Annotated in this window: 13 protein-coding genes; 11 read left to right on the top strand and 2 right to left on the bottom strand. The window is 37.9% G+C overall.

The features are described 5' to 3' along the window. Position 1 precedes the first annotated feature (1 nt). Complete coding sequence (locus UABAM_RS13070) at positions 2 to 1,999, bottom strand: carbon starvation CstA family protein (RefSeq protein ID WP_151968449.1); 1,998 nt, start codon at positions 1,997 to 1,999, stop codon at positions 2 to 4. A gap of 435 nt (positions 2,000 to 2,434) precedes the next feature. On the opposite strand from UABAM_RS13070, the gene UABAM_RS33425 reads away from it, so the two are divergent. Then, positions 2,435 to 2,794, top strand: coding sequence for a ComF family protein (locus UABAM_RS33425; protein ID WP_173013293.1), 360 nt, complete (start codon positions 2,435 to 2,437; stop codon positions 2,792 to 2,794). 1 nt (position 2,795) lies between these two features. On the opposite strand, the gene UABAM_RS13060 is transcribed toward UABAM_RS33425, so the two are convergent. After that, the gene (locus UABAM_RS13060; protein ID WP_151968447.1) at positions 2,796 to 3,467 is read right to left on the bottom strand and encodes an anti-sigma factor antagonist; all 672 of its coding nucleotides are present in this window, start codon (positions 3,465 to 3,467) and stop codon (positions 2,796 to 2,798) included. A 284-nt stretch (positions 3,468 to 3,751) separates the two neighbouring features. Between UABAM_RS13060 and UABAM_RS33420 the strand changes: the two genes are divergently transcribed. The 10 genes from UABAM_RS33420 to UABAM_RS13010 all read left to right on the top strand — a co-directional run bounded on the left by UABAM_RS33420 (position 3,752) and on the right by UABAM_RS13010 (position 14,275). Next, on the top strand, positions 3,752 to 4,375 hold the full coding sequence (locus tag UABAM_RS33420; protein WP_173013292.1) for a hypothetical protein: 624 nt from the start codon (positions 3,752 to 3,754) through the stop codon (positions 4,373 to 4,375). 216 nt (positions 4,376 to 4,591) lie between these two features. Beyond that, positions 4,592 to 5,146 (top strand): peptide-methionine (S)-S-oxide reductase MsrA, encoded by a 555-nt coding sequence (gene msrA, locus UABAM_RS13050; RefSeq protein WP_152022001.1) that lies wholly within the window; start codon positions 4,592 to 4,594, stop codon positions 5,144 to 5,146. A 117-nt stretch (positions 5,147 to 5,263) separates the two neighbouring features. After that, positions 5,264 to 5,962 (top strand): glutathione S-transferase family protein, encoded by a 699-nt coding sequence (locus tag UABAM_RS13045; RefSeq protein ID WP_229759395.1) that lies wholly within the window; start codon positions 5,264 to 5,266, stop codon positions 5,960 to 5,962. A gap of 2 nt (positions 5,963 to 5,964) precedes the next feature. Beyond that, positions 5,965 to 7,848, top strand: a complete 1,884-nt coding sequence (locus tag UABAM_RS13040) for a sensor histidine kinase (RefSeq protein WP_151968445.1) — start codon at positions 5,965 to 5,967, stop codon at positions 7,846 to 7,848. Positions 7,849 to 7,850: 2 nt separating this feature from the next. Beyond that, positions 7,851 to 8,540: a response regulator transcription factor gene (locus tag UABAM_RS13035; RefSeq protein ID WP_151968444.1), complete on the top strand. Its 690-nt coding sequence runs from the start codon at positions 7,851 to 7,853 to the stop codon at positions 8,538 to 8,540. 34 nt (positions 8,541 to 8,574) lie between these two features. Then, complete coding sequence (locus UABAM_RS13030; RefSeq protein WP_151968443.1) at positions 8,575 to 9,171, top strand: acyltransferase; 597 nt, start codon at positions 8,575 to 8,577, stop codon at positions 9,169 to 9,171. Positions 9,172 to 9,279: 108 nt separating this feature from the next. Next, positions 9,280 to 9,807, top strand: coding sequence for a group I truncated hemoglobin (locus UABAM_RS13025; RefSeq protein ID WP_151968442.1), 528 nt, complete (start codon positions 9,280 to 9,282; stop codon positions 9,805 to 9,807). A gap of 219 nt (positions 9,808 to 10,026) precedes the next feature. Then, on the top strand, positions 10,027 to 12,681 hold the full coding sequence (locus tag UABAM_RS13020; RefSeq protein WP_151968441.1) for an MMPL family transporter: 2,655 nt from the start codon (positions 10,027 to 10,029) through the stop codon (positions 12,679 to 12,681). Positions 12,682 to 12,683: 2 nt separating this feature from the next. Next, a complete protein-coding gene (locus UABAM_RS13015) occupies positions 12,684 to 13,481 on the top strand; it encodes a PhnD/SsuA/transferrin family substrate-binding protein (RefSeq protein ID WP_151968440.1) in 798 nt (265 codons plus the stop codon). Then, positions 13,478 to 14,275, top strand: coding sequence for a tetratricopeptide repeat protein (locus UABAM_RS13010; RefSeq protein WP_151968439.1), 798 nt, complete (start codon positions 13,478 to 13,480; stop codon positions 14,273 to 14,275). Before UABAM_RS13015 ends, UABAM_RS13010 begins: the two co-directional genes overlap by 4 nt. Positions 14,276 to 14,318 lie beyond the last annotated feature (43 nt).

Below are 14,318 nucleotides of genomic sequence, written 5' to 3'. Positions count from 1 at the left end.
TTTATTCCTTATTTTGAATTTGTTTTTGTTGGCGAAAAGACTTTAAAGCAATAAAAGCTTCGATACACAACCAAATGGCCATAAAAAATAAAGTACCGCCTACGAGAATTAACGGTGTGTTGCCTTTGTTGATAAAGTCAATGCCGTTTATGATCATTGCGGAAACAGCCATACCTAAAATGAAAACCATTGGTAAAAAGGTGTAAATAATTGGTTTACCATTTTTGTAAAGATACATGGTTGCTACGAGAAGAGCAATTCCCGCCAATAGTTGATTTGTTGTTCCAAATAAAGCCCATAGAGTGAGTCCTGCGGGTTTCCCACCAATTTTCATTAGGGCAAAAAAAGCAATCGCTACTGCTGCGAGAATCGATGCGATATAGCGATTTTGTAAAGCGGAAACTTTTACGTCTTTACCTATTTCTTCAATATTGTAACGCAATAAACGCGTTGCAGAATCGAGTGTTGTCATCGCGAAGCCTACGATCATTACCGCCATTAATGTTTTGGCAAATTCCACTGGGATGCCGACATGGGCAATAAAATTTGCCGAACCATCCACAAAGGCCGCTAATTTTTCACCTAAGCCACTTGCGGCACCCCAACTGCGGTAGAAGTATCCCCAACTTTTCTCTGAAGAAAAACCAGCGGTACATGCGAGTATAACTACGATCGCAAGTGCTCCTTCTGTCAGCATCGAGCCATAGCCGATAAATTGCGCGTCGCGTTCGTTTTTTACTTGGCGTACGGTCGTTCCTGAAGATACTAAACAGTGAAAGCCGGAAATAGCTCCACAGGCAATGGTAATAAAAAGAAATGGAAACATCGCTGGGATCCCTGTGGAAATGTCGCGCACGAAAAGGTGACTGTGAACATTTACCGCTGGAGCGACGATCATTGGTGCTCCGATGAATAGTCCGATATAAACAAGTCCCAGGCCAATATACAGTTGAAATGAGTTTAGATAATCGCGAGGTTGTAGTAGGAGCCATACTGGTAAAACAGATGCAATGACAGCATACGCTAACAATATGTAAATCCACGTATCGCGCGCTTGTTTTGAAGCTTGTTTTAAATCATCCACCACAGTTGTGTTTTTTGTCGCTTCAAAAAAAGCGATCATTACTTTGGCATTTTGTGGAATGAGTTTGTGGTAAACGATGGGCACTTGTTTGTTCTTTTTCAATTCAGTGTTCGTTTGCATGACCATATCATACGTATAGATATTTTCCGCGAATGACTTTTGTTGCTTTAGTTGAGAGTCGCCGTAATCGGTTACATAGCAGTACTTGATAAAAGTATCGTTTTTAACGTTACTTTCTATTGTTTGCAGGGTATCGCTTTTGGCGAAGTATGGATAAAGAGCGAACGGATAGTAAATTCCAATGTACATGGTGATAAACACTAGTGTAAGTCCCACAGCACTAGCAAGTTTTAATGGTACGCGAAATTTGTATACAGCAAGCCCCATCACGACGGCGATACCAATTAGGGAAAAAGTCGGAATAACGGCTTGTGGATGAAAGTCGTTGAACAACAAGGCTATAATTAACGCAAATGCTCCCATGGCTAGGGCAAGCGCAAAAAAGATGATAAACAAGAATAGTAGTCGCGCGCGACGCCCAATGATGTCCTTGGTAATATCCCCAATAGAACGACCTGAAAATTTTAAGGAAATTCCCAGTACCACAAAATCGTGAACAGCGCCCAGAAAAATGGTACCGAAAAATACCCACAGCACGGCAGGTAACCATCCCCATATTACGGCAATTGCTGGTCCTACAATGGGACCAAGTCCTGCAATAGAGGCAAAGTGATGTCCGAAAAGTACAAATTTATTTGTCGGTACATATTCGTGACCATCTTCATAAACATGTGCAGGTGTTTCACTATCAGGATCCAAACCTAAGATCTTCACTCCGATAAACTTGCCGTACACAAAATAGGCGGTTATAAAGCCTACGATAGAAATAACCGCTAGTAAAATGGCATTACTCATGGGATTTTCCTTTAGGAGAGACTTAAGATATTCGCACGATAGCAATATAAACGATTGTGTCGTAGTTATCTTTATAATTTAGTTTTGACAGATAACTTAAGTGATTCATGCAAAGGTAAAACTATGATAATAGACTATATTTATCCATCGCGATGTTTCGCATGTGCAAAAGAGTTGTACTTTTTTACTAACAAAACTCTATGTTTTTCATGTTGGAAAAAAATTGACTTTAAAGCGCGGAAATGTCCGATTTGCGCGCAACAAAAAACATCATATTGTTGTAAGTTAAAATGTGGTTTTGCCGCGTTTCGTTGCGTTTCTAAATACGAAAACACCTTAAAAAAACTATTGATAGATTTTAAATTTAACCAGAAAGTACATTACGGTCCGCTTTTAGCTGCTCTTTTGTTTCACAGTATAAAACGGAGTCCATTTTTGAAAAAAGTTGACTGTGTTATTCCCGTGCCCATAACAGCACGAAAGAGATTTCTACGCGGCTATAACCAAGCGGACATCGTCGCCTTTCACCTCGCAAAAAAAATGCGTACTTTTTGCATGAGACACAACTTAATAAAAATAAAAAATACATGTAGCCAATCGTCATTGCCGAAAAACCAGCGACTACTCAATCTTAAAGATACTTTTTTTTTGCGTGATGGTAGCGCCTTAAACAATAAAAACATTTTGTTAGTAGATGATATTTGTACCACGGGGAGTACACTACTTGAATGTATCCGCGTTTTACGCCAAGCAAAATGTCAAAACATTTATGTCGCCGTCATCGCGTATTCGTAAATTACATATTCTCTAATTTCATCAATAATTTGTTGGCTGATGGATCGTGTGGGTTTTCATGTATAACAGACTTTAATATTTCTTTTGCCTTGCGATAGTTTTTCAGTTTAATAAACAAAGAAGCTTTTTTGATTAAAAAATGAGTATTTTTATTGTCGAGTTTGAGTAATTTGTCGATAGCGACAATGGCTTTGTTCCATTTGCGTTGTAATACAAAGCGGTTGAACTGCTTTTTTAACTTGGGAATGGCGGTTGTACCGCTTAAGTAAATTGTATTTTCGCTATCGTGTAACAAGGAGTTTTGGTGACACTGTGTCACAAAACTTCTCAGGTAGTTGATCGCTTCGGCTTGTGTGGGAAAGATATTGAAAAAAGAATCTAATTCCAGCATGGAAAAAACGATTTTAATACGCGGTGGTAAATCAAAAAAAACAACGCCACCATTTTTTGACTCCAACTCATCGGCAAAATTGACCAGTGTTCCCAACGCAACACTATTTATAAAAGATACTGCCGTCATGTCCATGATAAAACGTGTGTAACCCGAGGACAATAGCTCATTTAGTTTTTCGCGAAACAAGGGGACTGTTTTATGATCAATTTGTCCTTTGGCACGAAACGTAACCGTTTTGCGAATATTTGGAAAATCAGTATTCATTTCCAAAGTACTCATCCACCACCCTTTCGTTCTCGAAACAATTCAGAATATTAAAAACGAGCACTATTATATATAAAACAATACGGTGTGTCATCATTTAATCAGTGAAGAAAATGAACCTGATTTCTAACCTGTTTCCCCTCCCGAAATATGACAAAAAAAATTTTTATGGAATTATACAACCAACTAACTGCCACATAATGGTATATGCAAAATATTTTCAAACAAAAAAATAGCGCTCGCGGATTTATCAATATATAATATATGTACACAACTTACAATTTTTCGGAGGACAAGTCATGAAAAACATACTTGGATTATGTATATTTTGTGCAATGCTGATGGGTTGCCAAAAGTTATTATACACATACGATGTGAAGCAGACTGTTTCTAATGACCAAACACTTTCGACAAAACCATATCCCGTATACGTACAAATGGCGTATCGGGGGGTAAAGAAAAGTAATAAAAACGGCAGTAAGGCGTTTAAATTTGATGTTCTCGTCGAAAATCGCGGAGAGCAAAAAGTTACTCTGGCACCAACAGATTATTACATCTTAGACGAAGAGCAAAAGCGTATTAATTCACTGATACGTAAAGAACACAAAAATTTAACCCTGGCACCAAATACATCGACTTTGTTTCCTGTTTTTTACGAACTTCCTACAGGATATGACATGGACGATTCACAACTGCTACAAATGGTTTGGGGTTACAATGTTGAAGAACAAAAGTACAACCTACAAACAAAACTTGACAGACGCATGATACGCGAAAAAGATATCTTTGGTTATCCATACTCCTTACAATTTTACGAAGGTGCAAAACACCTACGTCGTATGGGGCCTGGACCGTTCTGGCGTTATCAAAACATTATTGAACGCAGAGGCATACGCCGAAGAGGTCGAGGTAGACGCAGATAATGGTCAAACAAAATTTTATTCCACATATTATCAAAATTTTGTAATGTTCGACAAAATATTACGACCAAAATAGCATTCGAGGCCTATTTAGTAGCAACTATGTAAAAGGAGAACTTTATGAGATCATTGCTATTAGTAATTTGCTGCTTCTTATCTGTATCATGTCAAGAAGCTATTGGTGTCGTCGAAGTAGACCACGACGAGGAAGTAAAAAAAATGAGCGATCCGAAACTAGCAACTGCCACTTTTGGCGGAGGATGTTTTTGGTGCGTTGAAGCAATTTTTCAACAGGTAAAAGGAGTTCACAGTGTCATCTCTGGGTACTCTGGTGGAATAAAAGAAAATCCTACGTATGAAGAAATATGTAGTAAAAAAACCAAGCATGCCGAAGTATGTCAAATAAAATATGATCCGAAAGAAGTGTCGTTTACAGAGTTATTAGAGATTTTTTGGAAAACACACGATCCCACAACTCTAAACAAACAAGGAAACGATGTTGGTCCTCAATATCGCTCCATCATACTCTATCACGACGAAGAGCAAAAGAAAACGGCGGAAAAGTATAAGCAAAAATTAGATGATGCTGAAATTTGGAGTGACCCAATTGTTACGGAAATAAAACCCTTTACCAAATTTTACGATGCAGAAAAATATCATCAAAATTATTATAGCCTCAATCCCAACCAAGGGTATTGTGCATGGGTTATTCGTCCCAAAGTAGAAAAATTCCGCAAAGTATTCAAAGATAAGTTAAGTGAAAAAGCGAAGTAAAAAAACTCGCTGGCATTTTCTGCTAGCGCAAAATCCATGGAGATGATAGAACGATTTCCTTTGAGGTTCTTTGCTCTCCATGGTTATCTTCCCTCAAACACATCACAAAGGAAAACAATGATTCATCTAAATCAATTTTCTAAAATCCCCAACAAGCCTGACCCCAGCCCATTTTGTGTTAAATGTGAAATATTCATGAAAATGAATGATATTGAACATAAGTGTCGTTTGGGAAATGTTCAAAAAGCTCCTAAGAAGAAATTGCCCTACATCGAAGATGGCGAAACTATCATTTGCGATTCAGAGGATATACTCCATTATTTGGCAAAAAAATTTGATATTGACATGGATAAAGATCTCTCAAATCGAGAAAAAGCGATTAGTTTTGGTATGCGTAAAATGTTGGAGGAGCACTTTTATTTCTTGTTAGTGTATGCACGCTGGATTGATGACGAAGGTTGGGCTGATACATCGCAAACCATGAAAAAACTATTTCCACCAGTACTACGTAGTATTTTACCCGGTGTTATTCGCAAAGGGTTGAAGAAAACCTTACATGGACAGGGTACTGGGCGACATTCTCATGAAGAAATCGTTGTCAAAGTAAACGAGGTTTTTCAGTCACTCGAATCTCTTCTTGACGGTAAGGACTTTCTCATGGGAGATAAGCCTACGTTACTCGATGTCAGTGCTTTTTCTTTTCTTACCGCGGTCGCAAATTATCCTAGCTTTGCCACAAAAGAACTACAAAAATACAAATCCCTTGTAGATTATGAAAAAAGAATAGCACAGCAATACTATACAGAAAATAGTTAACAATGCATTTTATACGCGCTATTTTCATTTTTATACTGATTGTTGTTACGACGGCAATCAGTATTTTGTTTTATATGATGTTTTCGCAACTGCCAAAGCAAAAATATATTATTGAAAAAAATTTTCAAGAACAAAAAAATACCGCGCTGTTACAACAAGAAGAACAATGGGATGCACTATTAAACAAAACACTAACAAAGAGTAAACAAGTTTCCGTTGATAAAATCGATTCAGGCGATGCACAGCAAAAGCCCATTTACTTTTTGGTTAAAAAACACACCATTCTCTCTCCGCAAAGTGTCACTTACACCAAATGGCAAGAAACCGTTCTTCCTACACGTATAAAGACATTCTATGAGCTAGCTAATCGTGAAGAGTACATGTCGCCACCTAACTACCAAGGAGCGATTCATTATTACAAATTATGCCTACAAATAGCCGAAGACGCTGCTGTGCAAATAAAAATATGTATTGCGATATGTCATTGTCTTATGCAGAACGAAGAATACGCGACGGCAAATACTTATATAAAAAAAGCAATAGTACTTAGTCAACAAAACCGCGTCAATCCTTACCTCCAGGTATTGTCGGGATATCTATATGTTAAAATTCTCGATAAGATTGCGCGAGAAAAATACGATAAAGAACTACTTTTGTTTTATGAAAAAATTACGACAACAGATACGTTGTTTTCTCGTTTACAACAACAGATTTATTGGGAGAAAACGATTCGTAAACTTCTCATGGGCACTACAGTAGCAACACAGCAAAAATTTTTGCGTATTTCTGGCGATTTTGTACAAAAATTGCAGTTGTTGCGAATACATGATTTATTAAAAAAAAATCTTGATAAATGGGAAAATCACAAAGGATTTCTCGTTGTGGATGAATACATTATCGTATATACTCGCGAGGGACGTGGTGTCATGGGATTTGTCGTTTCTCCCTCTTTTTTCAAAGGAAAAGTGCAATTACCACACCATTTTTCTCTACAACTGCGCATTTGTCAAAAAATAATTTTTGGCGAAGAGCAAATAAAAGATCTTCAGTATTTATCATCGACGAAGTGGAATGGATTGACCTTGGGAATTTGTAGTAAAAAGAATTTGCAGGATGTTATTGCGCATGAAAAAAAATTCTTCGTCTTTACATTACTTTTTTTGGCAGTTGTGATTGCGATAGGTCTTATTACCGCGTATGTTTTTTTCCGCAAAGAACAACAACTGTCGCAAATAAAGTCAGAATTTGTGGCGTGTATATCGCATGAATTGCGCACACCGTTGGCCGTGGTTCAATCATATGCCGAAACTTTACAGATGCGTGACATGCCCAAGGAAAAAGTTCGCAAATATTGTGGGGTAATCCTCAAGGAAACCCTGCGTCTCACACAGTTAATACATAATATACTCAATTTGTCTAAAATTGAAAAAGGGCAATTTTTTTTGCAAAAGGAGCAGGTTAGCTTGTACGACATTGCCAATGAAGTCGTTCAAGAGCGACAAAAATATTGGTCAAATTTTACAGGAACGATGACGATGCCCTCCACACTTGATTTTCCATTGTGTGCACTAGACCGTGCGGCGATTGGCAGCGTTATTTTTAACTTAATTGACAATGCCGTAAAATATCAGAGCCAAAAAATTCTCATTTCCGTGGGCTATGACGACAATAGCGTTTACTTAGATGTGGAAGATGATGGCATCGGTATTCCCAAGGCAGAGCAGCGCAAAATATTCCAACAATTTTATCGGTCACGTAAAGACGGGAAGGGTGTGGGGATAGGTTTGGCACTCTCTAAAAAAATTTTAGCAGCGCACCATGGCGATATTTACGTGCAAAGTTCTCCGCAAAAAGGGGCAACATTTCGCATCACGATTGAGAGATAAAAATGTCTGCGAAAATACTTGTTATTGAAGACGAAAAAGATATGCAAGAGGTCATTTGCGACAATTTGCAGTTTGAAAATTATACAGTGGCCACGGCGAACGATGGCGAAGAAGGTTTACATAAAATTCTACACACAAATCCCGATCTCATTATCCTTGACATTATGTTGCCGAAAAAAAATGGTATAGAGATTTGTAAAGAGATCCGCAATCAATCCATAACGACACCTATTTTGTTTTTAACAGCACGCGCTTCAGAAATTGACCGTGTCTTGGGGCTCGAAATAGGAGGAGATGATTATTTGTGCAAGCCTTTTTTCATGCGTGAACTCTTAGCACGGGTAAAAGTGTTATTGCGTAGAACACAAAAATCTTCACCATCAAAAACATTGCATATTGGCAAAAGCGTCGTGGATCTACAACGATTCACAGTGTGTAACAATGGCCAACAACACGAAATGTCGCACTACGAAGTGGATATTATTCAACTACTCTTCGCCCACCGTGGACAGGTAGTCGATCGCAATACCATATTAGACAAAATATGGGGTGTTGATGCCTATCCCAGTAATCGCACTGTAGATAATTATATTGTAAAAATACGCAAGAAGATAGAACCCAATCCCAATAAGCCCAAGTATTTTATTACAGTACATGGCGTAGGGTACAAACTAACAGAGGACACAAACTAATTTTTGAATATAGGATTGACAGGAAGAGAGTGAAATGGCAAATATTTTTGAATTTGATGGATATAAACCGGTGATTCACGAAAGCGCTTTTATTCATCCCCAAGCATGTGTAACGGGAAATGTGATCATTGGTAAAGATGTATATATTGGTCCAGGTGCGGCAATTCGTGGTGACTGGGGAGAAATTATTATTGAAGATGGGTGTAATGTACAAGAAAATTGTACCATTCATATGTTTCCCGGAGTCACCATGACATTACACAAAAGTGCGCATATTGGTCACGGAGCGATTATTCACGGTGCCACCATCGGTGAAAATAGTTTGATTGGTATGAATGCTGTTATTATGGACAATGCCGTTATCGGAAAAGGTTGTATTATCGGAGCATTGTGTTTTGTAAAGGCGGACACTGTTATCCCTGATCGAAAACTCGTGGTTGGTAACCCCGGCAAAATTATCAAAGATGTCTCTGACGAGATGTTGGCTTGGAAAACAAAAGGTACAGAGCTATATCAAAGTCTACCGCAGCAGTTATACGCATCGCTGAAACCATGTGAGCCACTACGTGAAGTACCAGAAAATCGTCCGCCGATGCAGAATAAATACAAAACTTGGAATCAAAGTAAGTAACAAAATGTCTCTAAAAAATAAATAATGTTAAGTAAACATTGGTACATTTTTTGCTCAAAAGCTACTGCTAAGTTAATATCTTAACATTGGTTTTGGAAGGATTATATTATGAAGTATTTGGGTTTTATTTTGATCGTCAACTTATTGTTTGTTGGTTGTTGTGGTTGTGGATCAAAAGACAAAGAAAACGAAAAGCAGGAAATACAACAAGTAGAACAAGAACAAGAAACAAAGCAAGAAAAAACAGAAGAAGCACCTAAGGAGAGTTTGTATAACCGTATTGGTGGTGACCCTGTTGTTGATAAGGCCGTTCGTTTATTTTACGATAAACTTCTCCAAGATGAGGAAATAAGTGTCTTTTTTGGCAACACAAATCTGGAAGAAAATATTCAAAAACAAAAAGCCTTTTTCAATATGATTTTTGGTGGTCCTAGCATTGAATACACCGAAGAACAATTACGTCAGGTGCATCGCCCACTGATCCAAATGGGGCTAAACGCTATTCATTTTGAGCGCTTTGTCACTCTGATGATTGAGTCTTTAGTTCTCTCGGGAGTAAATCAGGAAGAAGCTAATGAAATAAGAGACATCTGTAACTCATACCAAGACGTTATTTTGGACAAAAAAAACAGATAGAATCCTATTTCGTCTGCGAGTCCATCTCTGAAAAATGAGTGATACTGTTTTTAGAAATGGGCTCGGGACAGGCGAAAAAAAATTCCCCCTCAGATAATCTCACTTTAAAACAACGAAACGTAAAGACAATACAAGTAAAAATAGTGTTTTTTATTGAACCAATGATAGCAATAATGGTATCATTTGCAAAATTTGTCAGCATTTAACTTAGGAGAGATTATGCAAGGGTTCTACAATAGATTAGCACTATTTACCACAAAGCGATCATACACAATTATTATAGTAGCACTTTTTCTTTCAATAGTGCCATTGTCATTGCTTCCTAAGTTAGAACTAAAAACGGATTATGCTGAGTTGGTTTTTCAGGAAGCTCCTGTCTATCAGGAGTATGAAAAATATACGGATAACTTTGGTGCATTAAAAGCTCTGTATGTCATTATTGATTCCCCAGATGCCCGCAAAATTGTGGAGGCAACACACCAAAAAATACTCTCTCTACGCGACGCCGATGACAAACCTCTTGTACGCCGAATGCTGTTTAAAACCGATAAACAATTCTTTTACGACTATGGGCTTCTTTTTGCTAAGAAAAGTGATGTAGGTGAAATAGGAAGTGATGGTCCACAACTCATCGCATTGGCAAACACCACTGATTTGTCTCAATTTTTTGGCGAAGTGACCAATTTTTTTCGCAAAAATTCCGAAGGAAACATCCCGCAGCAAAATTACATAAAGCAAGTACTCAACGATTTACATCTCTCCATTACGGAAAATAAACTGCATAAAACACCTCTTCCTGAAAATCGCAAAAGCGATTACGATACTATGCCTGGTATGGACCAAGATGGCTATTTTATACTTTCGCAAAATCGCCTACTGGTGAGAATTTATCCGACCATTACCGATGATGACTATCGTAAGTATTTGGTTTTTTTTAATGCTGTAAAAGAAATTTTGGAAAGCGAAGCGAAAAAATATACTGCGGAGATTTCTTATACCGGAGCACCAAAACTTGTCGTTGATGAGATGCAGGATATTTTTAAGGACGCGGGACTTATTACATTTTTCTCTCTTTTTGGCGTAACGTTTCTGTTTATCATTTCTTTCCAAAAATTTATTTGGCCGTTACTATCTATCATGGTATTGGCGATCGCTGTTGTGTGGACTTTTGGTTTTGCTGTTGTGTTATTCGGGTATTTGAATGTGGTGTCTATCGTTTTTGCCGCCGTTTTAGTTGGATTGGGCATTGACTATGGTATTCACCTTGTGCAGAGTTATCATGAGGCATTGTGTGAAGAAAAAGATAACGATGCGGCAATTCATTCCTCAATTTCACATAACGGGCGTGCGATTGTTACCAGTGCCATTACCACTGCGGGTGCATTCTTTATTAGTTCTTTTTCGGGTTTTAAGGGAACATATCAATTAGGCGTTCTCGGGGCGATTGGCATTTTACTGTGCGCACTCTTCATGTTACTTATTTTGCCAGCATTGTTCTCTTCAACGTATAAAAAGTCTAAAAGCGCCTACAAAATGCGTAAATCAATGTGGATTCGTGTTGTGCACCGTATTTTACAATACCCGAAGATCGTAGTTACTGTTACGATGATATGCGTTGGTTTGGGTTGCGTTGCCATTTTTAACACTCACTTTGATTATGATCTTCTCAAATTGCAGAAAAAGAACTCTGTCGCAGTTTCTGTAGAGAAAGAAATCACCAAATATGGTTTTTCTTCGCGTTTTGCCGTATTACTCCACGACAAAAATGAGTTAGATTCACTCAAAACAATCGTAGATGATTTGGAAAAACTATCCGCTGTAGAAAAAGTTGTGTCGATAGCGGATTTGATTCCGAAAGATGAACAGGAAAAAATGGCGACCATTGACAAACTACGGCCTCTTTTTTTAGAATGGAAACCAAATAAAGTTTCGGGAAAAATATCCCAGGAATCACTCATTGATTCGTTAGAGTCTTTGTTAGACCAATGTGAAATTCACCTAGAGAGTGCTCTAAGTGGTATTGGGGGTAACAACCAACAACTACTTGATTTTCTAGATGACATTGTGAATGCAACTGAGGAGCTTATTGAAAAGATACAGGCACAAGATTATGCAAAAAATGAAAAGATTATTGTGTCTTACCAACAGCATTTACTTCAACAATTTCGTGCATCGGCACAGAAAATACAACAATACATAGATGTGAAGCCCTTTTCCATAAACAAACTACCAAAACCCATTTATGAACATTTTATTGGAAAAAATAACTTGTCTGCGATATACATATATCCTAAAAATAACATAGGTGAGGAAAAATATCTTCGCGAATTCGTAGAACAAGTACACCAAGTAAGCCATAAAGTAACGGGCCCACTTGTCGGCTTTTACGATACGTTGACAACAATGAAAGAAGGTTATCAACGAGCAGGGGTCATGGCAATCATTGCCATTTTTATTTTACTACTATTTGAATTTAAAAGTTTGTATGTTGCAATATTAACTATTATACCTCTAGTTTGTGGAGGGGTTTTAATGATCGGGCTTATGTATGTTTTAGGTATTCGCATTAACCCTGCAAACTTGGTAGCACTACCCCTTATATTCGGAATTGGTGCTGATCATGGTATTCACATTGCCCATAGATATTTTCGCGAAAAACAACACGAAATTGATAAAATTATCGCATCTACAGGGCATGCGATTTTGATAACATCGTTGACAACAGCCATTGGTTTCGGAAGTTTGTCTTTCGCTGACTACCAGGGGTTGAGTAGTCTTGGAATGATGATGGTAATCGGAGTTATGTGTTGTTTGTACACCAGTGTAGTACTGTTACCTGCTATACTAAGGATATTACAAGGGAAAAGAGAATAAAGATGAAAGCGATGCATTTATTTTTTATATTTATTGTTATTTGCTGTTGCAATGCACAGCAAATTATTCTCATAAAACCAGGTGGACCTGCTTCGACAAAACAAGCACAACAAACCATGGACACGTTTGCAAAAACTCTCTCCAAGTTGGCAAAAACAAAAGTGACCGCAACATACTTCAATGACGAATCGTCGGCAATGAAGTTTATAAATAAAAATAAACCTCAATTGGGCATAGTTAGCACCGCTTTTTATTTAAAGCATTACAAAAACTTTAATTTACAATTACAGTTACAAGTTTATATCCAAAAACAAAACAAAATGAACTATGTGGTGGCGGTTGCCGAAAATTCGAAAATCAATTCACTTCAATCACTGCGAGGTAAAAAAGTCGCCAGTAATCATCTCTATGAAATGGACTGCCTATCACATCTTTTTTTTCGCGGTAACAGCAATTGGAAAAATCATAGTGCGACAAAGTCGACCAGCCGGCCTTATTCATACGTCAAAAGATTATTTCGCGGCAAAATGGATGCGGTAATACTTGATAATTTCCAAGCGGAAAGTATCCAACATTTACTCAACAAACAAGGTAAAAAAATACGCATCGTATTAAATTCTCCCGCAGTTCCGACAATGCCGGTGGTGAGTTTTGGTCCTTCTTCTTCCAAAGTACTGGAAGCCATGCAAAAACTACAAGACGACGAACAAGGTAAGAAATTATTGCAACTGTTTCAAATCGATTCTTTTGGTAAAGTAGATAGCAAAGCATTTGCAAAGTTACGACAGGCAAAACAATGAAAACGATTATTCTTTTTGTTTGCGCCGTATTTTTCACAGCTTGTTGTAGTACACCAGTAAGTGTTGAAAATTTACCACAAAAAACACTTCAAAGTAAAGAAGAACAACAGCAACAACAAAAATTGATCGAAAAACTAATGGTACAAGTGGATGAGTTGTATTTACAACACAACGTCGATTCGTTAGAAAAATCGATAGCCATGGCAAAAAGTGCCATAGAAAAAGATCCGTACTATGCGGATGCGTATTGGCGTGTATCACGTGCCTACCACAGTCTATATGACCTTACAGATGACAATGACAAAAAAGATTCCTTTGCGTTGGCGGGAATTAAATACGCCCAGCAAGGGATGCAGGCAGATTCTAAATCTGCACCGTGTTTATACTACCAAGCGATCTGTTTAGGACTGTATTCACAATTGCACACCTTGACATCAATGGGACGTATAGAGCAAATGCTCAAATCCGGGAAAAAAGCAGCGGAAATCGATGGTAGCTTTTCCAATGCAGGGCCACACCGTCTGCTGGGTTACATTTATCTACAAGCCCCAGAAAGTCTTGGAATTGGTGATTTAGACCTTGCCATAGAACACTTTGAAAAGGCAATGGAAATTGCTCCCAATTATGCCGGAAATCTAGTCGCGAGAGCGCAAGTTCATATAGAAGACGATGAGCTAGAGGAAGCAAGAGAACTGTTGCAACAAGTTGTTTCACGAGAAGACTTTGTCGATATGTCACATGCCTTACAAGAAAGCAAGAAAGAAGCGCAAAAACTGCTAGAGTCTATTGAGTAAAAAAGCGATAGAATTTAGAATGTAATGCCTAAATTCTATCACT

This window comes from Candidatus Uabimicrobium amorphum (assembly GCF_009002475.1).
GTDB lineage: Bacteria > Planctomycetota > Uabimicrobiia > Uabimicrobiales > Uabimicrobiaceae > Uabimicrobium > Uabimicrobium amorphum.
The sequence above is the reverse complement of the archived record's forward strand: the minus strand, read 5'-3'. Positions and strand labels throughout refer to the sequence as shown.

What these genes read in the sequence shown, in the direction of transcription:
- UABAM_RS13070 (WP_151968449.1), bottom strand. Translation starts at nt 1,999, where the DNA reads ATGAGTAATGCCATTTTACTAGCGGTTATTTCTATCGTAGGCTTTATA.
- UABAM_RS13060 (WP_151968447.1), bottom strand. Translation starts at nt 3,467, where the DNA reads ATGAGTACTTTGGAAATGAATACTGATTTTCCAAATATTCGCAAAACG.
- UABAM_RS33420 (WP_173013292.1), top strand. Translation starts at nt 3,752, where the DNA reads ATGAAAAACATACTTGGATTATGTATATTTTGTGCAATGCTGATGGGT.
- msrA (WP_152022001.1), top strand. Translation starts at nt 4,592, where the DNA reads ATGAGCGATCCGAAACTAGCAACTGCCACTTTTGGCGGAGGATGTTTT.
- UABAM_RS13045 (WP_229759395.1), top strand. Translation starts at nt 5,264, where the DNA reads ATGATTCATCTAAATCAATTTTCTAAAATCCCCAACAAGCCTGACCCC.
- UABAM_RS13040 (WP_151968445.1), top strand. Translation starts at nt 5,965, where the DNA reads ATGCATTTTATACGCGCTATTTTCATTTTTATACTGATTGTTGTTACG.
- UABAM_RS13035 (WP_151968444.1), top strand. Translation starts at nt 7,851, where the DNA reads ATGTCTGCGAAAATACTTGTTATTGAAGACGAAAAAGATATGCAAGAG.
- UABAM_RS13030 (WP_151968443.1), top strand. Translation starts at nt 8,575, where the DNA reads ATGGCAAATATTTTTGAATTTGATGGATATAAACCGGTGATTCACGAA.
- UABAM_RS13025 (WP_151968442.1), top strand. Translation starts at nt 9,280, where the DNA reads ATGAAGTATTTGGGTTTTATTTTGATCGTCAACTTATTGTTTGTTGGT.
- UABAM_RS13020 (WP_151968441.1), top strand. Translation starts at nt 10,027, where the DNA reads ATGCAAGGGTTCTACAATAGATTAGCACTATTTACCACAAAGCGATCA.
- UABAM_RS13015 (WP_151968440.1), top strand. Translation starts at nt 12,684, where the DNA reads ATGAAAGCGATGCATTTATTTTTTATATTTATTGTTATTTGCTGTTGC.
- UABAM_RS13010 (WP_151968439.1), top strand. Translation starts at nt 13,478, where the DNA reads ATGAAAACGATTATTCTTTTTGTTTGCGCCGTATTTTTCACAGCTTGT.